This is a genomic window from Actinomadura fulvescens, assembly GCF_039533225.1.
Taxonomy (GTDB): domain Bacteria; phylum Actinomycetota; class Actinomycetes; order Streptosporangiales; family Streptosporangiaceae; genus Spirillospora; species Spirillospora fulvescens.
In genome coordinates this window covers 630,811-652,106 of sequence record NZ_BAAATD010000003.1, presented here as the reverse complement: position 1 = coordinate 652,106, position 21,296 = coordinate 630,811, and the positions used below count along the sequence as shown (strand labels likewise).

Annotated in this window: 20 protein-coding genes and 2 pseudogenes; 17 read left to right on the top strand and 5 right to left on the bottom strand. The window is 73.6% G+C overall.

Annotated elements, in window-relative coordinates; all coding sequences use genetic code 11:
* Window positions 1-23: 23 nt before the first annotated feature.
* On the bottom strand, window positions 24-596 hold the full coding sequence (locus ABD333_RS15075) for a universal stress protein (protein WP_344541367.1): 573 nt from the start codon (window positions 594-596) through the stop codon (window positions 24-26).
* A gap of 27 nt (window positions 597-623) precedes the next feature.
* Here ABD333_RS15075 and ABD333_RS15070 point away from each other — a divergent pair, with 27 nt between their 5' ends.
* Entirely contained in the window at window positions 624-983 is a 360-nt protein-coding gene (locus ABD333_RS15070) for an XdhC family protein (RefSeq protein WP_344541366.1), read from the top strand.
* Window positions 984-1,118: 135 nt separating this feature from the next.
* On the opposite strand, the pseudogene ABD333_RS15065 reads toward ABD333_RS15070, so the two are convergent.
* A pseudogene (locus ABD333_RS15065) lies at window positions 1,119-2,498 on the bottom strand (MFS transporter); the annotation flags it as partial.
* 192 nt (window positions 2,499-2,690) lie between these two features.
* Between ABD333_RS15065 and ABD333_RS15060 the strand changes: the two are divergent.
* From ABD333_RS15060 to ABD333_RS15000, 13 genes are all read left to right on the top strand, one after another.
* A complete protein-coding gene (locus ABD333_RS15060; RefSeq protein ID WP_344541365.1) occupies window positions 2,691-3,692 on the top strand; it encodes a sigma-70 family RNA polymerase sigma factor in 1,002 nt (333 codons plus the stop codon).
* Between the two features lie 82 nt (window positions 3,693-3,774).
* Window positions 3,775-4,575, top strand: coding sequence for a CoA transferase subunit A (locus tag ABD333_RS15055; protein ID WP_344541364.1), 801 nt, complete (start codon window positions 3,775-3,777; stop codon window positions 4,573-4,575).
* A complete protein-coding gene (locus tag ABD333_RS15050) occupies window positions 4,575-5,210 on the top strand; it encodes a CoA transferase subunit B (RefSeq protein ID WP_344541363.1) in 636 nt (211 codons plus the stop codon). Before ABD333_RS15055 ends, ABD333_RS15050 begins: the two co-directional genes overlap by 1 nt.
* Window positions 5,207-5,872 carry a protocatechuate 3,4-dioxygenase subunit beta gene (gene pcaH / locus ABD333_RS15045; protein ID WP_344541362.1) on the top strand — a complete coding sequence of 222 codons (666 nt, stop codon included), beginning with the start codon at window positions 5,207-5,209 and terminating at the stop codon, window positions 5,870-5,872. The genes ABD333_RS15050 and pcaH overlap by 4 nt, the downstream gene beginning before the upstream one ends.
* Complete coding sequence (gene pcaG / locus ABD333_RS15040) at window positions 5,872-6,402, top strand: protocatechuate 3,4-dioxygenase subunit alpha (RefSeq protein WP_344541361.1); 531 nt, start codon at window positions 5,872-5,874, stop codon at window positions 6,400-6,402. Before pcaH ends, pcaG begins: the two co-directional genes overlap by 1 nt.
* The gene (gene pcaB, locus ABD333_RS15035; RefSeq protein ID WP_344541359.1) at window positions 6,392-7,633 is read left to right on the top strand and encodes a 3-carboxy-cis,cis-muconate cycloisomerase; all 1,242 of its coding nucleotides are present in this window, start codon (window positions 6,392-6,394) and stop codon (window positions 7,631-7,633) included. The genes pcaG and pcaB overlap by 11 nt, the downstream gene beginning before the upstream one ends.
* Complete coding sequence (pcaD, locus tag ABD333_RS15030) at window positions 7,630-8,400, top strand: 3-oxoadipate enol-lactonase (RefSeq protein WP_344541358.1); 771 nt, start codon at window positions 7,630-7,632, stop codon at window positions 8,398-8,400. Before pcaB ends, pcaD begins: the two co-directional genes overlap by 4 nt.
* Complete coding sequence (pcaC, locus tag ABD333_RS15025; RefSeq protein WP_344541357.1) at window positions 8,397-8,786, top strand: 4-carboxymuconolactone decarboxylase; 390 nt, start codon at window positions 8,397-8,399, stop codon at window positions 8,784-8,786. Before pcaD ends, pcaC begins: the two co-directional genes overlap by 4 nt.
* Window positions 8,787-8,793: 7 nt before the next feature.
* Window positions 8,794-9,588, top strand: coding sequence for an IclR family transcriptional regulator (locus ABD333_RS15020; protein ID WP_344541356.1), 795 nt, complete (start codon window positions 8,794-8,796; stop codon window positions 9,586-9,588).
* A 49-nt stretch (window positions 9,589-9,637) separates the two neighbouring features.
* A complete protein-coding gene (locus tag ABD333_RS15015; RefSeq protein WP_344541355.1) occupies window positions 9,638-10,804 on the top strand; it encodes a 4-hydroxybenzoate 3-monooxygenase in 1,167 nt (388 codons plus the stop codon).
* A gap of 68 nt (window positions 10,805-10,872) precedes the next feature.
* Entirely contained in the window at window positions 10,873-11,475 is a 603-nt protein-coding gene (locus ABD333_RS15010; RefSeq protein ID WP_344541354.1) for an acyl-CoA-like ligand-binding transcription factor, read from the top strand.
* A 157-nt stretch (window positions 11,476-11,632) separates the two neighbouring features.
* Window positions 11,633-13,888: an MMPL family transporter gene (locus ABD333_RS15005; protein ID WP_344541353.1), complete on the top strand. Its 2,256-nt coding sequence runs from the start codon at window positions 11,633-11,635 to the stop codon at window positions 13,886-13,888.
* Between the two features lie 84 nt (window positions 13,889-13,972).
* Window positions 13,973-14,854, top strand: coding sequence for a phosphatase PAP2 family protein (locus tag ABD333_RS15000; RefSeq protein ID WP_344541352.1), 882 nt, complete (start codon window positions 13,973-13,975; stop codon window positions 14,852-14,854).
* Here the strand turns inward: ABD333_RS15000 and ABD333_RS14995 are convergent.
* Window positions 14,850-15,950, bottom strand: a pseudogene (locus ABD333_RS14995) (cytochrome P450); the annotation flags it as partial. The gene ABD333_RS15000 and the pseudogene ABD333_RS14995 overlap by 5 nt on opposite strands.
* A gap of 220 nt (window positions 15,951-16,170) precedes the next feature.
* Between ABD333_RS14995 and ABD333_RS14990 the strand changes: the two are divergent.
* The 3 genes from ABD333_RS14990 (at window position 16,171) to ABD333_RS14980 (ending at window position 18,848) form a co-directional block, all read left to right on the top strand.
* Window positions 16,171-16,782, top strand: a complete 612-nt coding sequence (locus ABD333_RS14990) for a TetR/AcrR family transcriptional regulator (RefSeq protein ID WP_344541351.1) — start codon at window positions 16,171-16,173, stop codon at window positions 16,780-16,782.
* A gap of 27 nt (window positions 16,783-16,809) precedes the next feature.
* A complete protein-coding gene (locus ABD333_RS14985) occupies window positions 16,810-17,409 on the top strand; it encodes a QsdR family transcriptional regulator (protein WP_344541349.1) in 600 nt (199 codons plus the stop codon).
* Window positions 17,410-17,498: 89 nt separating this feature from the next.
* A complete protein-coding gene (locus ABD333_RS14980; protein WP_344541347.1) occupies window positions 17,499-18,848 on the top strand; it encodes an ABC1 kinase family protein in 1,350 nt (449 codons plus the stop codon).
* On the opposite strand, the gene ABD333_RS14975 is transcribed toward ABD333_RS14980, so the two are convergent.
* Both ABD333_RS14975 and ABD333_RS14970 read right to left on the bottom strand, forming a co-directional pair.
* A complete protein-coding gene (locus ABD333_RS14975; RefSeq protein ID WP_344541345.1) occupies window positions 18,845-19,702 on the bottom strand; it encodes a siderophore-interacting protein in 858 nt (285 codons plus the stop codon). The two genes, ABD333_RS14980 and ABD333_RS14975, sit on opposite strands and share 4 nt — an antisense overlap.
* Before the next feature lie 93 nt (window positions 19,703-19,795).
* Window positions 19,796-21,286 carry a carboxylesterase/lipase family protein gene (locus tag ABD333_RS14970; RefSeq protein ID WP_344541343.1) on the bottom strand — a complete coding sequence of 497 codons (1,491 nt, stop codon included), beginning with the start codon at window positions 21,284-21,286 and terminating at the stop codon, window positions 19,796-19,798.
* Window positions 21,287-21,296 lie beyond the last annotated feature (10 nt).

Below are 21,296 nucleotides of genomic sequence, written 5' to 3'. Positions count from 1 at the left end.
GCCGGGTGCGCGGCGCCGGGCGCTCAGCGATCCGTGGCGCCGTTGACCGTGCCGGAGTCCGATCCCCACAGCCGCTGGCCCAGCCTGCGGATCCCGAACCGGTCCTGCGGTCGCGTGCCGTCCGAGAGCTGCTCGATGACCGACTGGACGGCGGGCGGCCGGACGCAGACGAAGGTGGCGCGGGTGCGGCGCGCGCAGTGCAGGCGCACCGACGGGCGCAGCAGCCGCGACAGCGGGGGCCGCTCGCCGCGGCCCACGACCAGGATGTCGTCGCCGCGGGCGAGCCGCACCAGGGTCGCGCCCGGCTCTCCGACGACCGGCAGCGTCGCCGTCTCGACGCCGGCGGGGCGGCCGTCGGCCACCTCGCCGAGCAACTGGGCGATCAGCTGCTCGCCCGCGCTCTGCAGCGCCTCGGTCACGCAGCCGAGCTGACCGGCCGCCGCGACGTGGGCGGGCAGCGGCGCGGCGTGGACGACCAGCAGCGGCAGCCCCCGGATGCGGGCCTCGCCGATCGCCCAGGCGAGTGCGCAGCGTGCGCCCGCCGAGTCGTCGACCCCCACGACAACCCGCGGGCCGCCCTCCGGTCTCACGATCACTGTCCCTCCAGAGCGTGCCTGCCGGGGTTGTGGAATCCAGGGTGCAGGCAACCGCGCCCGGAGGGAAGTGTTTCCGGCGGCCGGTCGGGCACGGGCGGCCGGCGGGCGATGGTGGTCACCGACCACCATCGCGAGGAGCTCGGGCTAGTACTGCGGGACGCGCTCGCCCGTCAGGTCCGCTGGATCAGGGTCATGGGCAACCCCCGGCGCCCCGCCCCGCACGTTGCGGCCCTGACCGCCCTCGGGGTCTGCGCCGCCGACATCGCGCGGGTGCACCGTCCCATCGGGCTCAACATCGGATCCCGTACCCCCGCCGAGATCGCCGTGGCCACCCTCGCCGGGCTCCTCGCCGACCGCAACGGGCGTCCCGGCGGCTTCGCCTTCTGAGCCCGGGCGGACGTGCCGCAGCGTGACGAACGCCAGCACGGCCAGCCCGGCGAACAGCACGGCGCTGAGCGCGGCCAGCGTGGTCAGGCCCGTGGTGAACGCGTCGCGGGCGACGGCGATCAGCTGGCCGGCCTGACCGGCGGGCAGGGCGCCGGCCGCGGCGGCGGCTCCGGTGATGCCCTCGGTCGCCGTCCGCACCGCCTCGTCGGGCAGGCCGCCGGGAAGCGCGTCGGTCAGCCGGTCGCGGTAGACGGCCGTGCCGAGGCTGCCCAGCGTGGCCACGCCCAGTGCGATGCCCAGCTCGGCGCTGGTCTCCGACAGCGCCGAGGCCGACCCCGCCTTGGCGGGCGGGACCACGCCGAGGATCAGGTCGGTGCCGAGGGCCGCCGCCACGCCGACGCCGAGCAGGGCGATGACCAGGCCGGTCACCAGGACGGCGACGCCGCCGCCGGAGTCGACACCGGTCAGCACCGCGTACCCGAGCGCCGTCAGCAGCAGCCCGCCGGCGATGACGGAGCCGGGCCGGAAACGCTGTGCCAGCGCCGGGGCCGCCTGCGAGCCCGCCACCATCGCCAGCGACGACGGCAGCAGCCACAGTCCGGCCTCCATGGGCGAAAGGCCCGCCACCACCTGGAGGTGCAGCGCGAAGAAGAGGTAGCTGCCGCCCTGGATCAGGCCGAACAGCAGCCAGATCACCAGCGCCGAGCTGAACGTCCGGTTGGTGAACAGGCTCAGGTCCAGGAGCGGGTCGGTCAGGCGCCGCTGACGCCGGGTGAACAGCACGCCGAACGCGGCGCCGACGACCACCGTGGTGACCGGCAGCGGCTCCCAGCCGCTCTTGGCGATCTCCTTGAGGCCGTACACGACGGGCAGGATCGCGGCCAGCGACAACACCACGCTCAGCGGGTCCAGCCGTCCGGGCCGCTCGGCGCGGTACTCCGGCAGCAGGGCCGGGCCCGTCGCGAGCAGCAGCAGCATCACAGGGACGCCGAGCAGGAACGCGCCGCCCCACCAGAAGTGCTCCAGCAGTGCGCCGCCGACCACCGGGCCGAGCGCGACGCCGCCCATGAAGGCGCTCATCCAGACCGCGATCGCCCGGCCGCGCTGCCGCGGATCGGTGAACATCGTGCTGATGAGCGCCAGCGTCGACGGCATCAGGGTGGCACCGGCGACGCCGAGCACCGCCCTGGTGACGATCAGCATCTCCGGGCTGGTGGAGTAGGCGGCGGCGACCGAGGCCAGCCCGAACGCGGTGGCGCCGATCAGCAGCAGCCTGCGCCGGCCGATCCGGTCGCCCAGCGTGCCCATCGTGACCAGCAACCCGGCGATCATGAAGCCGTACACGTCCATGATCCAGAGTTGCTGGGTGGCGGTCGCCCCCAGGTCCTCGCTCAGGTGGGGGAGCGCGAGGTAGAGCACGCTCATGTCGAGGGAGAGCAGCAGGGTGGGCAGTGTCAGCACGGCCAGGCCGACCCACTCCCGCCGTCCGGCTCGCCGTGTCCCGGTGTCAGTCATGTCCACTCCGTCGTCAGCATGGTTCTCGGTGCGTTCACGGATATGGACCGCGGGGTGCGCCAAAACTCATCGTTTGCCGGGAAATGCCTGGTCAGCTGGGGGTGGTACCGTTTCGCCCACATCCTGTCAGGGGTGCCGCGTACCGTCGGACCGACGACAACGACCTTCGTGCCGCGCGTGAGGATCACGATCATGGCTGACACCACCGTCGACCCGGACTTCCAGAGCCAAGCCGACGCCTACCGGCGGGAGCTGCTGGCGCACTGCTACCGCATGCTCGGGTCCATCCACGACGCGGAGGACCTGGTCCAGGAGACCTACATCCGGGCGTGGAAGGCCCAGGACAGCTTCGAGGGACGCTCGTCCCTGCGCACCTGGCTCTACCGGATCGCCACCAACGTCTGCCTGACCGCGATCGACCAGCGCGGCCGGCGGCCCATGCCCTCCGGGCTCGGCGCCCCGAGCGACGACCCCGAGCGCCCCGTCGTCGCCCTCGACGACGTGCCGTGGCTGGAGCCCGCGCCCGACGGCGTGTTCGGCTCCGAGGCGGTCGACCCGGCCTCGATCGTCACCTCCCGCGAGAGCACCCGCCTGGCGTTCATCGCCGCGCTCCAGCACCTGCCCGCCAAGCAGCGCGTGGTGCTCATCCTGCGCGACGTGCTCAAGTGGAAGGCCGCCGAGGTGGCCGAGCTGCTCGACACCTCCACGGCGGCGATCAACAGCGCGCTCCAGCGGGCCCGTGCGCAGCTGGAGCAGGCGGCGCCCGACCAGGACGCCCTCGCCGAGCCCACCGAGCCCGAGCAGCGCGACCTGCTCGAACGCTACGCCGCCGCCTTCGAGAAGGCCGACATCGAGGGTCTGATCAAGCTCTTCAAGCAGGACGCGGCCTGGGAGATGCCGCCGTTCCCCGAGTGGTTCGTGGGTGCCGAGGCGATCGGGCGGCTCATCCGGGTCCAGTGCCGCCCCGGGCCCGGCGACATCATCATGGTGCCGACGTCGGCCAACGGCCAGCCCGCCTTCGGCATGTACAAGCGCGACGACGACGGCGTGCACCGCGCGTTCCAGCTGCAGGTGCTCAGCATCAACACCGAGGGCGCCGTCGCGCACGTCGGCGTCTTCTTCGATCTCTCGTTGTTCGCCCTGTTCGGCCTGCCGCTGGTGCACGGAGAGCCTGCCCCCGCCCCCGCCGGCTGACGTCCTCGGGTCGCGGGTCCGGGTTTCCGCTGAGCGGAAGCCTCGGCCTGTCACCGGCCGCGACCCCTGCGAGGGTGAGGGCATGGACAAGGTCGTGGCATCGGCGGCCGACGCGGTCGCCGACATCGCCGACGGGTCGTCGCTGGCGGTCGGGGGCTTCGGGCTCTGCGGCGTGCCCGCGGTACTGATCCGCGCGCTGTACGAGCAGGGGGCCGGTGACCTGCGGGTGGTCTCCAACAACTGCGGGCTGGACGGCAGGGGACTCGGGCAGCTGCTCGCGGCGGGGCGGATCGCCCGCGCGATGGGCTCCTACGTCGGCGACAACAAGGAGTTCGCCCGCCAGTATCTGGCCGGCGAGCTGGAGGTCGAGCTGATGCCGCAGGGCACGCTCGCGGAGCGGCTGCGGGCGGGCGGCGCGGGCATCCCGGCGTTCTACACGCCGGCGGGCGTCGGCACGCTCGTCGCGGAGGGCGGGCTGCCGTGGCGCTACGGGGCGGACGGCGCCGTGGCGATCGCCTCTCCCGCCAAGGAGGTACGGGAGTTCGGCGGGCGGTCGTACGTGCTCGAAGAAGCGATCACGACCGACTTCGCCCTGGTCCGCGCGGCGAAGGGCGACCGGCACGGCAACCTCGTGTTCGCCAGGGCCGCCCGCAACTTCAACCCGCTGTGCGCCACCGCGGGCCGCGTCACCCTGGCCGAGGTGGAAGAGCTGGTCGAGCCCGGCGAGCTCGACCCGGACGCCGTTCACCTGCCCGGCGTGTTCGTGCAGCGCGTGGTGGCGCTGACCGCCGAGCAGGCCGCCGACAAGCCGATCGAACGGCGGACGACATCGGCGACGTCGGCGTCGTCGGCGTCTCCGGCGCGGCGGAAGGCGGGCGCCTGATGCCCTGGTCCAGGAACGAGATCGCCGCGCGGGCGGCCGCCGAACTGCCGGACGGGTCCTACGTCAACCTCGGCATCGGCCTTCCCACCCTGATCCCCGGCCTCATCCCCGCGGGGCGGCACGTGGTGCTGCACGCCGAGAACGGGGTGCTCGGCGTGGGGCCCTACCCTGCCGAGGACGACGTCGACCCCGATCTGATCAACGCGGGCAAGGAGACCGTGACGCTGTCGCCCGGCGCCGCGGCCTTCGACTCGGCGCTGTCGTTCGGCATGATCCGCGGCGGTCACATCGACATCGCGGTGCTCGGGGCCATGCAGGTCTCGGCTCGCGGTGACCTGGCCAACTGGTCGGTGCCGGGCAAGATGATCAAAGGGATGGGCGGCGCGATGGACCTCGTCCACGGCACCCGCAAGGTGATCGTCGTGATGGAGCACACCACCCGGGACGGCGCCGCGAAGATCGTTGAGGAGTGCTCGCTGCCGCTGACCGGCGCCCGCTGCGTCGACCGGGTCATCACCGACCTGGGCGTCCTGGACGTGACCGGCGACGGGCTCGTCCTGGTCGAGACCGCGCCGGGCGTGACGGCCGAGGAGCTCCGCGCCCGCACCGGGCCGTCAGTTCTGGAGCCGGCATGACCCACCCCCCGTACCTGCACCCCGACTACGCCAGCACCGTGCTGCGCGCGCCCGGCCGGGAGCCCGTCATGCCGAGGCTCGGGCCCGACAGCGTCGAGCTGACCGCGCCCGTGTTCGGCGACGCCGAGCTGGGGGCGCTGGACGCCGACCTCACCCGGCAGGCGCCGGGCGAGCCGCTCGGCGAACGGATCATCGTGACCGGCCGGGTCCTGGACGCCCGAGGCCGCCCGGTCCCCGGTGCGCTCGTCGAGGTCTGGCAGGCAAACGCCGCCGGGCGCTACGCCCACGCGCGCGACGACCACCCGGCGCCGCTCGACCCCAACTTCACCGGCGCGGGCCGGTGCCTCACCGACGCGGCGGGCCGCTACCGGTTCGCCAGCATCAAGCCGGGCGCCTATCCCTGGCGCAACCACCACAACGCCTGGCGGCCGGCGCACATCCACTTCTCGGTGTTCGGCACCGCGTTCACCCAGCGCCTGGTCACCCAGATGTACTTCCCGGGCGATCCGCTGTTCGCCTACGATCCGATCTTCCAGTCCATCCCCGACGCGCGGTCGCGCGAGCTCCTGATCGCCCGTTTCGACCTGGACACGACCGAGCCGGAATGGGCCCTCGGCTACCAGTGGGACATCGTGCTCGGCGACACCCCGGTGGAGGAGTGATGACGACCCCTTCGCAGACCGTGGGCCCGTTCTTCGGACACGCGCTGCCCTACGACGGCGGGCCGGAGCTCGTCCCCGCCGGACGGCGCGGCGCGGTCCGCGTGCACGGCCGGGTGTTCGACGGGGCCGGTGATCCGGTCCCGGACGCGCTGGTGGAGATCTGGCAGGCCGACGAGGCCGGGAGGATCGCGCGGCGGCCCGGCGGGCTGCGGCGTGCGGCGGGGGCCTTCTCCGGCTTCGGGCGGTGCCCGACCGGTGCGGACGGGAGCTACTGGTTCTCGACGGTCAAGCCCGGGCGGGTCGGCGCGGGCGCCCCCTACCTCTCCGTCCTGGTCTTCGCGCGGGGCCTGCTCAAGCCCGTCTTCACCCGGCTCTACTTCCCCGAAGACGACCACGAGGGCGACCCGCTCCTGGCCGAGGTGCCCGCGGCGCGTCGTGACACCCTGATCGCAGTACGGGAGGCCGGCGGGGCCTACCGTTTCGACATCCATCTTCAAGGCGAACGGGAGACGGTCTTCCTTGGGTTCTGACGGTCAGGGCGCCGAGCGGCACGGGCGGCGAGGTGCGCGGGAGCACGGGCAGCCCGATGCCGGGCTGCTGTCGCCGGTCCGCGCCGGGACCGCCGCCGAGGCGGCGACCGGCGATCGTGCGTGGCTGCGCGCCCTGCTCGACGCCGAGGCGGCGCTGTCGCGGGCCCAGGCACGGCTGGGCATCGTGCCGCCGGAAGCGGCCTCGGCCATCGAACGGGCGGCCCGGGGGGACGGGATCGACCTGGTCGAGCTCGCCCGCCGCGCCCGGGGCGCGGGCAACCCGGTGGTGCCGCTGGTCGCCGATCTCCGGCGCCTGGCGGGGGCGGCGGCCGAGCACGTCCACCATGGCGCCACCAGTCAGGACATGGTCGACACCGCCGCGATGCTCGTCGCCTCCCGGACCCGGACGATCCTGCTCGCCGACCTCGACCGCGTGCTCGCCCTGCTGGCCGTGCTCGCCGAACGGCACCGCGGCACCCCGATGGCGGGCCGTACCCTCGGGCGCCAGGCGCTCCCGACGACGTTCGGGCTCAAGGCGGCCGGCTGGCTGGCCGGTGTCCTGGAGTCGCGCGACCGGCTCGCGTCGGTACTGCTGCCCGTCCAGCTCGGCGGAGCGGCGGGGACGCTCGACGCCTTCGGGGAACGCGCCGTGGAGCTGGTCGGCGCGTTCGCGGCGGAGACCGGGCTCGCCCAGCCGATGCTGCCGTGGCACACGCGGCGTACCCCGGTGGCCGAGCTCGCGGCGGCGCTCGCCTTCGTCACCGGAGGCCTGGGCAAGATCGCGACAGATGTCGTGCTGCTCGCGCAGAGCGAGATCGACGAGCTCGCCGAGCCCGCGGCGCCCGGACGCGGTGGTTCGTCGGCGATGCCGCACAAACGCAACCCCGCGCTCGCCGCGATGGTCCGGTCCGCCGCCCTTCAGGTGCCCGCCTGCACCCAGGTCGTGCTCGCCGCGCAGGCCGCGCCGCTGGAGCGGCCCGCCGGGGAGTGGCACGCCGAATGGCAGCCCTTGCGCGAGTGCCTCCGGCTGACCGGCGGCGCCGCGGCGACCATGGCCGAGCTGCTCGACGGGCTGGAGGTCTTTCCCGAGCGGATGCGGGCCAACCTGGACGGCCTCCTGGCGGTCCTCGGCGGCGGCTCCGACGCCGATCCCCGCGCCGAACCCGCGACCGGAGCCGCCACGGAGCTGGTCGACCGGGTGCTCGCGGCGTATCGCAGGAGCCTGCGGTGACGGCCCTTCACCACCGCCTCGACGGCCCGGAGGACGCTCCGCTCGTCGTGCTCGGCCCGTCGCTGGGCACCAGCACGCGGCTGTGGGATCCGCAGGTGCCCGCCCTCGCCTCGCGCTGGCGGGTGCTCCGGTACGACCTGCCCGGCCACGGCGGGTCATCACCGCCGGCCGGTCCCGTCACCGTCGAGGGCATCGCGGACGAGATCGTGCGGCTGCTCGGCCGGCTGGAGACCGAGCGGTTCGCCTACGCGGGCGTCTCACTCGGCGGAGCGGTCGGCACGGCTCTGGCCCTCCGCGCGCCCGACCGTGTCGCGAGCCTGATCCTGTGCTGCACGTCGCCCAGCTTCGGGCCGCCGGAGGCGTGGCACGAACGAGCCCGGCGCGTACGCGGGGACGGCACCGGACCGCTGGCCGAGACGGCCGCGGCGCGCTGGTTCACGCCCGGCTTCACCGGCGCCGGACCCTACGTCGAGATGCTCCGCGCCACCGACGCGGAGGGTTACGCCGCCTGCTGCGAGGCGCTCGCCCGCTTCGACGCGACGGACCGGCTCGGCGGGATCACCGCGCCGACCCTGGTGATCGCGGGCGCGCGGGATGTGGCCACCCCGCCCGCGGGCCACGCCGAGACGCTCGCCGCCGGGATTCCGGGCGCCGAGCTGGTCGTGATCGACGGCGCCGGCCACCTCGCCAACGCCGAACGGCCGGAACCCGTCACCCGCGCCGTCACCGCCCAGCTGGACCGTACATGGAAGGGACTGCCCGCATGAACGACGAGGAGCGGCACGCCGAGGGCATGCGGACGCGGCGCGCGGTGCTCGGCGACGCCCATGTCGACCGGGCGGTGGCGCACACCACCGGCTTCACCGCGGACTTCCAGGACCTGATCACCCGTTACGCGTGGGGTGAGATCTGGACCCGGCCCGGCCTCGACCGCCGGACCCGCAGCTGCGTCACCCTCACCGCCCTGGTGGCGCGGGGCCAGCTGGAGGAGCTCGCCCTGCACGTCCGCGCGGCGCTCCGCAACGGGCTGACCCCGGAGGAGATCAAGGAGGTCCTGCTCCAGACCGCCGTCTATTGCGGTGTGCCCGCCGCCAACGCGGCGTTCGCGGTGGCCCAGCGGATCCTGGCCGAACCCGAGCCGGGCACGGAATGAGCACGGGTTGAGGAGCGTCGCGGCCAAGGTCATGGCGATCCTGGACGCCTTCGCGGCCGGGGACGTCCGCCTCAGCCTGAGCGAGATCTGCCGCCGTGCCGGGCTGCCGCTCGCGACCGGCCATCGCCTGGTCGGGGAGCTGGTCGCGGGCGGCTTCCTCGAACGGGTCCCGGACGGCACGTACCGGATCGGCACCCGCCTGTGGCGCATCGGCAGCCAGGCGCCCGCCGTGACGGGCCTGCGCGAGCTGGCGCTGCCGCACATGGAGGACCTGTACGAGGCCACCCACGACAACGTCCAGCTCGCGGTGCTGCGCGACGGCAAGGCGCTCTTCGTCGAACGGCTGCGCGGGATCAGATCGGTGCCCGTCGTCACCCAGGTCGGCGCCGCGTTGCCGCTGCACGCCACCGGAGTCGGCAAGGTCCTGCTCGCGTACGCGCCGGACGCGGTCCTGGACGACGTCCTCGCCGGCGGGCTGTCGCGGCACGCCGCCCGCACGATCACCGATCCGCAGGAGCTGCGTGACTGCCTGGCCCGGGTCCGCCGCAACGGCTACGCCGTCACCCGCGACGAGATGACCCTCGGTGCCGCCTCGGTGGCGGCCCCGGTCAGGGACGGCGACGGCACCGTGGTGGCGGCCCTGTCGCTCGTGACGCGCACGCGCAGCGCCGACGTCCGGCGGCTGCTGCCGCCCCTCACGACCGCCGCCCGCGCCCTGTCGCGCGACCTGGTCGCGCACTGGCGCGGCGGGCCCGCGGGACGACCGGGCGGCGCTTCCGCTGAACGGAAATCCGGCCCTTGACGCAGCGGGTGCGCACGCCAGGATCGCAGGGAACGAACGAGGAGGCGCCATGCGTACCCAGGTCGCGATCGTGGGAGGCGGCCCCGCGGGACTGCTGCTCTCGCACCTGCTGCACCGGCAGGGCATCGACTCGGTGGTGCTGGAGAGCCGCGGCAGGGCCTACGTCGAGCAGCGCCAGCGCGCCGGGATGCTGGAGCAGGGCACCACCGACGTGCTCCGCGACAGCGGCGTGGGGGAGCGGCTCGACCGGGAAGGGCTCGTCCACCACGGGCTGGAGCTGCGGTTCGCGGGCGCGGGCCACCGCATACCGCTGACCGAGCTGACCGGCCGCACGGTGACCGTCTACGCGCAGACCGAGATCGTCAAGGACCTGGTCGCGCGCCGCCTGGCCGACGGGGGCGACGTGCGGTTCGAGGCCGAGGTGCTCGGCATCGACCCCGCCGCGCCGAGCGTGACCTACCGGCACGAGGGCGCGGTGCACACCCTCGGCTGCGACTACGTCGCCGGCTGCGACGGCTTCCACGGCGTCGGCCGGGCGGCGGTGCCGGGCGTCCGGACGTTCTCGCGCGACTACCCGTTCGCCTGGCTCGGCGTGCTCGCCGACGTCGCGCCGTCCACCGAGGAGCTGATCTACGCCCACCACGAGCGCGGCTTCGCCCTGCACAGCCTCCGCTCGCCCCAGGTGAGCCGGCTCTATCTCCAGGTGGCGCCGGACGAGGACCTGAACGCCTGGCCCGACGAGCGCGTCTGGACCGAGCTCGCCGCCCGCTTCGCCACGAGCGACGGCTGGCAACTGCGCGAGGGCCCGATCACCGACAAGGCGATCACCCCGATGCGCAGCTTCGTCGCCGAGCCGATGCGGCACGACCGGCTCTTCCTGGCGGGCGACGCCGCGCACATCGTGCCGCCCACCGGCGCCAAGGGCCTCAACCTCGCGGTCTCCGACGTCACCGTCCTGGCGAACGCGCTGGCCGAGCGCTACGCGGGCGGCTCCGAGACGCTTCTGGACGCCTACTCCGCGACCTGTCTCGCGCGGGTCTGGCGGGCCGAGCACTTCTCGTACTGGATGACCACGCTCCTGCACGCCGACCCGGCCGCGGACGACTTCGCACGGCGCCTGCAACGTTCGCACCTGGAATACGTGGCGTCGTCCCGGGCGGCGGCCACGTCCCTCGCCGAGAACTACGTGGGACTGCCACTGCCGGACGCACTATGATTCAGATCACGCAAACTGACAGCCTCTGAAACTTTGCTGAACGCGCAAGTTTGGCCTACCGTGGTGGTATGACCGTCGAGATGGGCCTGCGCGAACGCAAGAAGGCCGCGACACGCGAGGCGCTGCGGCTCGCCGCCATGCGCCTGGCCGTGGAGCACGGCGTCGAGAGGGTCACGGTGGAGGGCATCGCGGCGGCCGCCGGAGTGTCGCCCCGGACCTTCCACAACTACTTCCCCGGCAAGGAAGAGGCGATCGTCGCGACCCTGACCGAGGGCGCGCAGGCCGTGATCGACGGCCTGCGGGCCCGCCCGGCGGGCGAGCCGGTCTGGGATTCCCTGCGCGCCGTGCTGGTCGGCATCATGCTGCCGCCCGAGACGCGGGCCGAGACCATCGCGCTGCTGCGGGTGGTCAAGGACAATCCCGCGCTCATGGGGCAGCAGCTGTGCGGCATCGGGGAGATGCAGCGCGAGATCGCCGAGATCGTCGCGGCCCGCACCGGGACCGACGCCGAGCGCGATCTGTACCCCCACCTGCTGGCCGGCGCCGCGGGCACGGCCATGCGCGCGGCGGTCGAGCTGTGGGCCGAAGGCACCACCGGCACCGACCTGCCCGACCTGATCGACGAGGCCTTCGCGCAACTGCGCGCCGGCCTGCCGCCACCGCGGGCCTAGCCCGCCCCGTCCCGCCGACCCCCACGTCCACCCCACCCCACCCGGCAGCCTGACGACCCAGCCCGTCGTAAGGCGATACCCGCATGTCCGTTTTTGGCATGCCCACGTGACCGCTCGGGCCGCCCCCAGGCCGCCCGCGATGATGGGATCTGTTCTCTTGGCCACCTTCCTCTACCGGCTCGGCCGGTTCTCCTACCGGCGCCGCAAGCTCGTCGCCGCGCTCTGGGTGGGGCTGCTCGTGCTCTTCGGCGTCGGCGCCGCCACCCTGGCCGGTCCGACGTCCAGCGACTTCTCCATCCCGGGCACCGAGTCCCAGAAGGCGATCGACCTGCTCGAGAAGCGCATGCCGCAGGCGTCCGCCGACGGCGCGACCGCACGCGTGGTGTTCGCCGCGCCCGCGGGCGGCACGGTCACCGACCCGGCGGGCAAGGCCGCCGTGGAGCAGGTGGTCGGCAAGCTCAGGGCCCTGCCGGACGTGGCGAACGTCGTCGACCCGTACCAGGCCAAGGCCGTCTCGCCGGACGGCCGGATCGCCTATACGCAGGTGACCTACAAGGTGACGCCCATCGACCTCACCGAGCACGACCGCACGGCGCTGGAGGCCGCCGGTCAGCCCGGCAAGGCCGCGGGGGTGGCGGTGGAGATGGGCGGCAGCGCCACCGAGGGCATGCCGGAGCAGAGCGCCACCGAGATCATCGGTGTGGCGGTCGCCGCCGTGGTCCTCGTCATCACCTTCGGCTCGCTGGTCGCCGCCGGGCTGCCGCTGCTCAACGCGATCCTCGGCGTCGGCATCGCGATGTCGGGCATCACCGCCGCGACCGGGCTGATCGAGATGAGCTCCACCACCTCCACGCTGGCGCTCATGCTCGGGCTGGCCGTCGCCATCGACTACGCGCTGTTCATCGTCTCCCGCTACCGGCACGAGCTGGAGGAGGGACGGAGCGGCGAGGAGGCCGCGGGCCGCGCGGTCGGCACCGCCGGGTCGGCGGTCGTCTTCGCCGGTCTCACCGTCGTCATCGCCCTGGCCGGACTCGGTGTCGTGGGCATCCCGCTGCTCACCGAGATGGGCCTCGCCGCCGCGTTCGCCGTGGTCGTCGCGGTGCTGATCGCGCTGAGCCTGCTGCCCGCGCTGCTCGGGTTCGCCGGGCGCAGAATCTTCGGCGGAGCCGCCCGGGGGGCTGTGGGGGGTCGTCCCCCCACACGGGGCGCTGTGCTGGGCGGCTGGATTCCCGGCCTGCGCGGTGGTCGCGCGCGGCCGGGCGGCAAGCCCCCGGCCGGGGAACGCTGGGCCCGGTTCATCGTGCGGCGCCCGCTGCCGGTGCTGCTGCTGGCCGTGGTCGGGATGGGCGTGCTGGCCGCGCCTGCCCTGGACCTGCGGCTCGGCCTTCCCGGCGACGAGGCCAAGGGCTCCGAGACCAGCCAGCGCAAGGCTTACGACCTGCTGGCCGAGGGCTTCGGGCCCGGCTTCAACGGCCCGCTCATGGTGGTCGTCGACGCCGGGGAGGGCGGCGACGCCAAGCCCGCGGCGCAGCGGTTCGCCGGGCAGGCCCAGCGTCTCGGCGGCGTCGCCGTCGTCACCCCGCCGGTCGTCAACCAGGCGCGCGACACCGCGATGCTGACCGTCGTGCCCAAGAGCGGGCCGAGCACCGAGGCGACCGAGGACCTCGTGTCGCAGCTGCGCGCCCACAGCGCGTCTCCCGGTACCGACGTCATGGTGACCGGCCAGACGGCCATGAACATCGACATCTCGGCCAAGCTCGGCGACGCGCTGCTGCCCTATCTGGCGGTGGTCGTGGGCCTGGCGTTCCTCCTGCTGACGCTGGTCTTCCGGTCGATCCTGGTGCCGCTCAAGGCGACGCTCGGCTTCCTGCTGACGGTCGCCGCGACGTTCGGGGCGGTGGTCGCGGTCTTCCAGTGGGGCTGGCTGGCCTCGCTGCTCGGGGTGGCGGAGACCGGCCCGATCATGAGCATGATGCCGATCTTCCTGATCGGCGTGGTGTTCGGGCTCGCGATGGACTACCAGGTCTTCCTCGTCACGCGGATGCGCGAGGAGTTCGTGCACGGCGCCGGGCCGGACGAGGCGGTCGTCACCGGGTTCCGGCACGGCGCCCGGGTGGTGACCGCGGCCGCGGTCATCATGATGGCCGTGTTCGCCGGGTTCGTCTTCTCCGGCGAGTCGATGATCAAGATGATGGGCTTCGCGCTCGCGGCGGGCGTCGCGTTCGACGCGTTCGTCGTCCGCATGACGATCGTCCCGGCCGTGATGGCACTGCTCGGCCGCTCCGCCTGGTGGCTGCCCCGGTGGCTCGACCGGCTCGTGCCGAACGTCGACGTCGAAGGGGAGCAGCTCCGCGAGCACCTCGGCGCGGACGACGCCCCGGCCGCCCGTGAGCTGGAGACCGCCCGTACCTGACCGGAGCCCGCGCCGCCGTTCCGTCCGAGAGGGCGGGGCGGCGGCGGGCCCCGTTGCGGATCGCCCACCCCCCGAAGGACCGCGATGAATCTTGTGCAGACTCCCCGGCCACAGCGCCCACGGTGGTTCCGGCCGAGCGGCGGCCGGCCCAGGCCCATCCGGGAACTGCTGCTCATCGCCGTTCTGTTCGGGGCGTACAAGCTCGGCCGCCTGCTGGCCAACGGGCGGGTGGCGGAGGCGTTCGACAACGCCCGCGGGCTCTGGGACCTGGAACGCCGCCTGCGGCTGCCCAGCGAGCTGGACGTGCAGCACGCGCTGCTGCACAGCGACCCGCTCGTGCACGCCGCCAACTCCTACTACGCGTACGTGCACTTCCCGGCCACCGCCGCGTTCCTCCTCTGGATCTATCTGCGGCGGCCCGCGCACTACCGCTGGATCAGGTGGGTGCTGGTCACCCTGACGGCCGCCGGGCTCGCCCTCCACCTGTTCCTGCCGCTCGCGCCGCCGCGCATGCTCACCGGCACCGGCCTGGTCGACACCGGCGCCCTCTTCGGACCTTCGGTGTACGGGCCGCCGCACGCCGACACCGTGGCCAACCAGTACGCGGCGATGCCGTCGCTGCACATCGGCTGGGCATTCGTCGTCGCGACCGGACTCATCGTGAGCACCCGCGGCCGTTGGCGGTGGTTGTGGATCGCCCATCCGGTCATCACCGTCGCGGTCGTGGTCGGCACCGCCAACCACTACTGGCTGGACGGCGCCGTGGTGAGCGTGCTGCTCGGCGCGGTGCTGCTGGTGGTCAGACCACCCGTGACGGCGCGGCGCTCCGCGACCGTCCCGACCGCACGGGCCGTGCCACGACCCGCGTCCGCTTCGACGGTACGAGCGTCACGTGGCGCACGCGAGGCTTCTCCGGAGCCGGATCGACCGCGCTCAGCTCCACGGCCGCCAGCACCTCTCGGATGATGACGCGCATCTCCATCAGCGCCAGCTGCGCGCCGACGCAGTAGCGACGCCCGCCGCCGAAGGGCATCCACGCCTTGCCGGCGCGGGCGGCGTCCGGGCCGAGGAACCGCTCCGGCCGGAAGGCGCCGGGCTCGGGGAACACCTCCGGATCGCGGTGGATGAGCATGATGAGCGGCGAGGCCATCCAGCCCGCCTCCAGCTCGTGCCCGCCCAGGCGCAGCGGAGCGTCCAGCAGCCGGGGCACGTCGTAGACCACCGGCCGGGAGCGCAGCGTCTCCTTGACCACCGCGTCCAGGTAGGTCTCGTCCTCGCCCGCCGCCAGCTCGGCCGTCAGCCGGTCCAGCACCGGCCGGTTGCGCAGCAGCCGCTCGAAGGCCCAGGCCAGGCCGGTGGCCGTGGTCTCGTGCCCGGCCACCAGCAGCGTGATGAGCTCGTCGCGCAGCTCCTGGTCGGACATGCCCTGGCCGTCCTCGTCGCGGGCGGCCAGCAGGAGTGACAACACGTCGGTGGCGTCGGGGTCGATGGCGGCGCGCCGCCTGGCGATCTCGTCGTACAACAGCTCGTCGACGGCCTCCCGCACCCGCGCGAAACGCGTGGTCGGCAGGAACGGCACGCGGCGCGGGACGGGCGCCGCGAGCAGCCAGTCGCGCGGCCGAGGGGGCATCAGCAGCAGGGACCACGCGCCCGCGGCGTCGATCAGCTCGGCGACGGCGCCGCGCAGCCGGTCCAGGCGCCGGGTGTCGCGGACGCCGAACACCAGCCGCAGGATGACCTCCAGCGTGATGTCCTGCATGCGGTCGCGCAGGGCGAACGGGGTGTTCAGCGGCCAGCGGGCGATCTCCGCCGCGGCGATCCCGGCGATCTCCGCGCGCCAGCGGGCGATGGCGCGGCCGTGCAGCGGCGGGCTGATCAGCCTGCGGTGCCGCCACCACGGCGCGTGGTCCAGGGTGAGCAGCGAATGCCGTCCGACCAGCGGTTCCAGGAACTGCCGCCGGATCTCGCCGGCCCGCCCGCCGGACGCGTCCGTGGCGTACACCTGCTCGGCCAGCTCCGCGGTGGTCACGAACACCTCGGGCGGGAAGCCCGGGAAGTCCATCCGGAACACCGGGCCGTAACGACGGCGTGCGGCCTCGAACGTCCCGACGGGATCGACGACGTAGCGCAAGGCGTACGGCAGGGGGATCCGAGGCACCGGAGTGAGGGTCATCGGCGGCTCCGTTCTATACGGTTGTATTAGACGCTTGTATAGATCCCTATCATGGGACGCGTCTCGGGTAAACGGTCAGGCGGAGTTCGTCCTTGGGAAGGGAGGCCGGGTGGGGACTGCGGGAAGGCGCTCGGTGGAAGGCCATCGGGAGAGGCTGCTCTCGGCGGCGCTGGTCTGCCTCCGCGAGAAGGGCTACGCGCACACCACCGCGCGGGATCTGGTCGCCGCCTCCGGTACCAACCTGGCCTCCATCGGCTACCACTTCGGCGGCAAGGAGGCGCTGCTGAACGAGGCGCTGGCGGGCGTCGTCCGGGACTGGACCGCGCGGGTCGAACGGGCGATGTTCGGCGGCGCTCCGGTGCGCGACGCCCGGGACCTGCTCGAACGGGTGCTCGTCGCGCTCATCGACGTGTTCGACGAGCTGCGGCCGATGCTCGTCTCATGTGTCGAGGCGTACGCGCCCGCGCTGCGGTCGGAGACGCTGCGGACCAGGCTGGCCGAGGCGTACGCCGAGGCCCGCCGTGACGGCGCGGCCATGATCCGCCGGGCCGCGGCCGAGCTCGGCGTCGAGGTGCCCGGTGACCCCGAGGCGGTGGTCTCCGTGCTGGTGGCGATCTCCGACGGGCTCGCCCTGCAGTGGCTGGCCGACCCGGCGAGCACCCCCGGCGCACGTCAGGTGCTCGACGCGCTCGCCGCCCTGTCGGTGGTGGCCGCGCCCTGACGGTAAGGGCTGTGCGATGCTGGGCGGGTGACTGCCCTCGGGCCCGCCGACGCGATCGCCGCCGCGTCCGCGCATTACCTGCGGGGTGAGCCGATCGACATGTCCGCGCTCGCGGCGGAGCTCGGGGTCGGCCGCGCGACGCTCTACCGCTGGGTGGGCAGCCGCGAGCAGCTGCTCGGCACGGTGCTCGCCGAGATGACCGAGCGGACGTACCGGGCCGCGGTGCGGGGCGTCCAGGGCGGCGGCCCCGACCGCGTGCTCACCGTGCTCGACCGCTTCATGCGCGCCGTCGTCACCGCCGTGCCGCTCAAGGCGTTCACCGAACGCGAGCCGCGGCTGTTCGTGCGCCTGGCCACCATGCAGGGGCCGATCGAGGAGCGCGCCATCGCGCTGCTGACCGCCGAGCTGGAGGAGCAGATCGAGGCGGGGCGGCTGCTGGTGCCGCTGCCCACGCGCACGCTCGCGCAGGCCATCGTGCGGATCTGCGACTCGTTCATGTACGCCCACTACCTGGGCGGCAGCCGGCCGGAGATCGAGACGGCCCTCGACGTGATCGAGCTGCTGCTGCGCTCCTGCTCCGCGGTGACGACCTGCGCGGGCGAGGTGAGGGGAACGCACAGGTCGTGACGTCCGTCCCCCGGTCGTGAGAAGCTGCGACCGCCGGACGTGCAGATCGACGGCGGCCTTCGCAAGCGACAGCAAGGGACGGTCAGGCCTTGAGCGACATCCCCCGCCGCGCGGTGACCCGCACCGCCAAACTGGCGAGTCTTCCCCTCGGGTTCGCCGGGCGCACCGCGGTCGGCCTGGGCAAGCGGACGCTCGGCCGTCCCGCCGAGGCCGTGGCGCTGGAGGTCCAGCAGCGCACCGCCGAACAGCTGTTCAAGGTGCTCGGCGAGCTCAAGGGCGGCGCGATGAAGGTCGGCCAGCTCCTGTCGATCTTCGAGGCCGGGCTGCCCGAGGAGGTCGCCGGGCCGTTCCGCGCCAGCCTGACCAGACTCCAGGAGGCCGCGCCGCCGATGCCCGCCGCCACCGCGCACAAGGTGATGGCCGCGGGCCTCGGCGACGACTGGCGCGAGCTGTTCGCCGAGTTCGACGAGCGGCCCGCCGCGGCGGCCTCGATCGGCCAGGTGCACAAGGCGGTCTGGCACGACGGCCGCGCCGTCGCCGTCAAGGTGCAGTACCCGGGCGCAGGCAAGGCGCTCATGAGCGACTTCAACCAGATCGCGCGGCTGAGCAGGCTCATCACCCCGCTGTTCCCCGGGATCGAGGTCAAGCCGGTCGTCGCCGACCTCAAGCGGCGCCTGGAGAAGGAGCTCGACTACGTCGACGAGGCCCGCGCCCAGACGGCCTTCCACGAGGCCTTCGCCGGCGACCCCGACTACCTGATCCCGGCGGTGGTCGCGCAGTCGGGCAACGTCCTGGTCACCGAGTGGATCGACGGCACGCCGCTGTCCCAGGTGATCTCCGGTGGGACGCCGGAGCAGCGCGACCGCGCCGGCGTCCTGCTCTTCCGCTTCATGCACGCGGGGCCGGTCCGCTGCGGCCTCATCCACATCGATCCGCACCCGGGCAACTTCCGCCTGATGGACGACGGCCGGCTGGGCGTCCTGGACTTCGGCGGCGCCGCCAGCGTCACGCCCGAGCTGCACTGGACGATCGGGCGGCTGCTGCGCATCAGCGCGCTGGGCAGCGGCGAGGAGATGGTGGCGGCCGCCCGCGAGGAGGGCTTCCTCGCGCCGGACGCCCAGGTCGATCCCGAGCAGGTCGCGGAGATCGTCGCGCCGCAGGCCGTCCCGTTCGTCGAGGAGCGGTTCAGGTTCACCCGCGAATGGATGCGCCAGGAGACGGGCCGCGGGCTGGGCCTGGCCACCGACATGCGGCCCGGCAGCATCGTCCGCCAGATCAAGCTCCCGCCCCAGTACCTGGCGGTCAGCCGTGCCCTGGGCGGATGCGGCGGCGTCCTGTGCCAGCTGGAGGCGGAAGGGCCCTTCCGCGCCGAGGCCGAGCGCTGGGTACCGGGCTTCGCGGCGGAGGAGGATCCGGCCGAGACCGAGGCGACCGCCTAGGCGGACCTGGCCGCGAGAGCCCTGGCCTCTTCCTCCTCGATCCGGCGGTTCCAGTCGGCCTTGGCCGAACGCCAGGCCTCGTCGTCGCGTCCGTACCGCCAGTAGCCGGAGATCGACAGCTGCTCCAGCGCCACCTGCCGCTCCACCCGCAGATGCCTGCGCAGGTCCTTGACGAAGCCCGCCTCGCCGTGGACGAACGCGTGGACGTCGCCCTCGGGGAAGTCCAGCTCGCGCACGGCCCGGACCAGCGCGTCGCCCACCCGGCCGCCGTCGCGGTGGAGCCAGACGATGTCGGCGCTCGCGGGCGCGTCGAGCTTCTGCTCCTCCTCCGGCCCCTCCACCTCGATGAAGACGCGGGCGGGAACGCCTTCGGGCACGCGCTCCAGGGACGCGCCGATCGCCGGGAGCGCGCTCTCGTCGCCCACCAGCAGATGCCAGTCCGCCTCGGCGCTCGGCGCGTAGCCGCCGCCCGGCCCGAGGAACCTGATCTCGTCGCCGGGCTCGGCGTTGGCGGCCCACGGGCCCGCCAGCCCCTCGTCGCCGTGGTAGACGAAGTCGAGGGTCAGCTCGACCGCCTCCGGATCCCACGCGCGCACGGTGTAGGTGCGCGTGACCGGCCACTGCTCGCGCGGCAGCTCGGCCCGGATCGCCTCGATGTCGAACGGTTCGCGATACTCGGCTCCCGGCGGCGCGAAGAGCAGCTTCACATAGTGGTCGGTGAACTCGCCCGCGCCGAACCCGGCGAGCTCCTCACCGCCGACCACCACCCTGATCATGTGCGGGGTGATCTTCTCCTTGCGCAGTACGCGGCCCTTGTTGACCTTCGGTGTGCGCCGTGCCGTCCCCGTCGCCATCTCGACCTCCGAGTCGTAGACCTACTTAGGTAAGCCTAACCTGTACCCCGGGGTCAACAGGGGAACCCGTCCGATCGCGGACAGCGAAAAGCGCTATTCCAGGGGATCGAAGCGATGGGCGGCCCAGATCCGGCGGGACAGGGCCTCCGGATCGCGCACGTCCTTGGTGAAGGCGTCGAAGACGTGGGTGACCGCGGCGCCCGGGGTGTAGGCGGGCCATCCCGGGTCGCCGGACGTGGCGAACGCCGTCCACGCGGCCCGGAACTGCGCCGAGAGCTCGGCCGCCTCCTCGGGGACCGGATCGCCCACCACGAGCGCCGCGACGCCTTTGTCGAGGTTGCCGAACGTGAGGGGGACGTCGAGGGCGTGGCAGGCGCCCAGCATCCCGTTCAGCGCGGGGGAGGGCCAGGCCAGCTCGTAGGCGAAGGTCGTGCCGCCCGCCGCGGCGTGGGCGTCGGCGAGGTGGGCGCTCGGCATGCGGAAGAGCCAGTCCGACAGCACCAGGCTGTAGAGGTCCTCGGCGGAGGTGTCGCGGTGGGCGGCGCGGTAGGCGTCGGCACCGCCGGGCGGCACGAGCCGCTCCATGACCGCCTCGACGTGCTCGTCGCCGAGGGTGCCGAACCGTCCCGCGAGGGCCAGGAACAACCGGAACTCGTCCCGGTTGAAGCCGACGATCAGCTCCACGTCGCGTCCGGCGCCGTCCGCGAGGGCCCGCCACGGCGTGGTGGGCAGCACCTCGCCGTCCACGACGGGGGAGTACGGCGTGGGCGTGCTGGCGATCGGCCCCCAGTTCGGGTGGTCGTCGCGCAGCTTGGCCGTCATCGTGTCGGCCGCCGCGACGAGCACCTCGGGGGCGACCCCGGCCAGGTCCGCGACGGCGGGGGTGCGGCCGGCCTCCGCGGTGATCGCGGTGCTGAGCCGGCGCGCGAACCCCGGCGCGAAGAACGTGCCGGGGACGCTCTGCGCGATCGCCCGGCCGAACAGCCCGCGCGCCGCCGGCATCGCCAGCAGCGCGGCGATCGAGCCCGCCCCGGCGGACTCGCCGAAGACCGTGACCCGCCCGGGGTCGCCGCCGAACACCGCGATGTTGTCCTGGACCCACCGCAGCGCGGCGATCTGGTCGAGCAGCGCCCGGTTGTCCGGCGCGCCCTCGACCGAGCCGAAGCCCTCCATCCCGACCCGGTAGTTGAAGGTCACGACCACCACGCCGTCGGCGGCCAGGCGGGCGCCGTCGTACTCGGGCTGGGACGAGCTGCCGATGATGTAGGCGCCGCCGTACACCCACACCATGACCGGCAACCCCGAGCCGCCGGGGTCGGGCGTCCAGACGTTCACCGTCAGGCAGTCCAGCCCCTCCGCGGGGCTCCACGCGGGGAATCCGGGCAGCATGCTCGACTGCGGCGGGCGCGGGCCGTACTCGGCGGCCTCGCGCGTCCCGTCCCACGAAGGGGCCGGAACCGGCGCGGCCAGCCGGTTCCGGCCGAAGGGCTCCGCCGCGTACGGCACGCCCTTGAAGACCGCGATGCCGTCGTGCGCCCGGCCGCGGATCCGTCCCGTGGTGATCCTCGCCTCTGCTCCCGTCACGCTGCTCAGT

Coding starts and splice junctions, on each gene's coding strand:
- ABD333_RS15060 (WP_344541365.1), top strand. CDS start 2,691: ATGGCTGACACCACCGTCGACCCGGACTTCCAGAGCCAAGCCGACGCC.
- ABD333_RS15055 (WP_344541364.1), top strand. CDS start 3,775: ATGGACAAGGTCGTGGCATCGGCGGCCGACGCGGTCGCCGACATCGCC.
- ABD333_RS15050 (WP_344541363.1), top strand. CDS start 4,575: ATGCCCTGGTCCAGGAACGAGATCGCCGCGCGGGCGGCCGCCGAACTG.
- pcaH (WP_344541362.1), top strand. CDS start 5,207: ATGACCCACCCCCCGTACCTGCACCCCGACTACGCCAGCACCGTGCTG.
- pcaG (WP_344541361.1), top strand. CDS start 5,872: ATGACGACCCCTTCGCAGACCGTGGGCCCGTTCTTCGGACACGCGCTG.
- pcaC (WP_344541357.1), top strand. CDS start 8,397: ATGAACGACGAGGAGCGGCACGCCGAGGGCATGCGGACGCGGCGCGCG.
- ABD333_RS15015 (WP_344541355.1), top strand. CDS start 9,638: ATGCGTACCCAGGTCGCGATCGTGGGAGGCGGCCCCGCGGGACTGCTG.
- ABD333_RS15010 (WP_344541354.1), top strand. CDS start 10,873: ATGACCGTCGAGATGGGCCTGCGCGAACGCAAGAAGGCCGCGACACGC.
- ABD333_RS15000 (WP_344541352.1), top strand. CDS start 13,973: ATGAATCTTGTGCAGACTCCCCGGCCACAGCGCCCACGGTGGTTCCGG.
- ABD333_RS14975 (WP_344541345.1), bottom strand. CDS start 19,702: ATGGCGACGGGGACGGCACGGCGCACACCGAAGGTCAACAAGGGCCGC.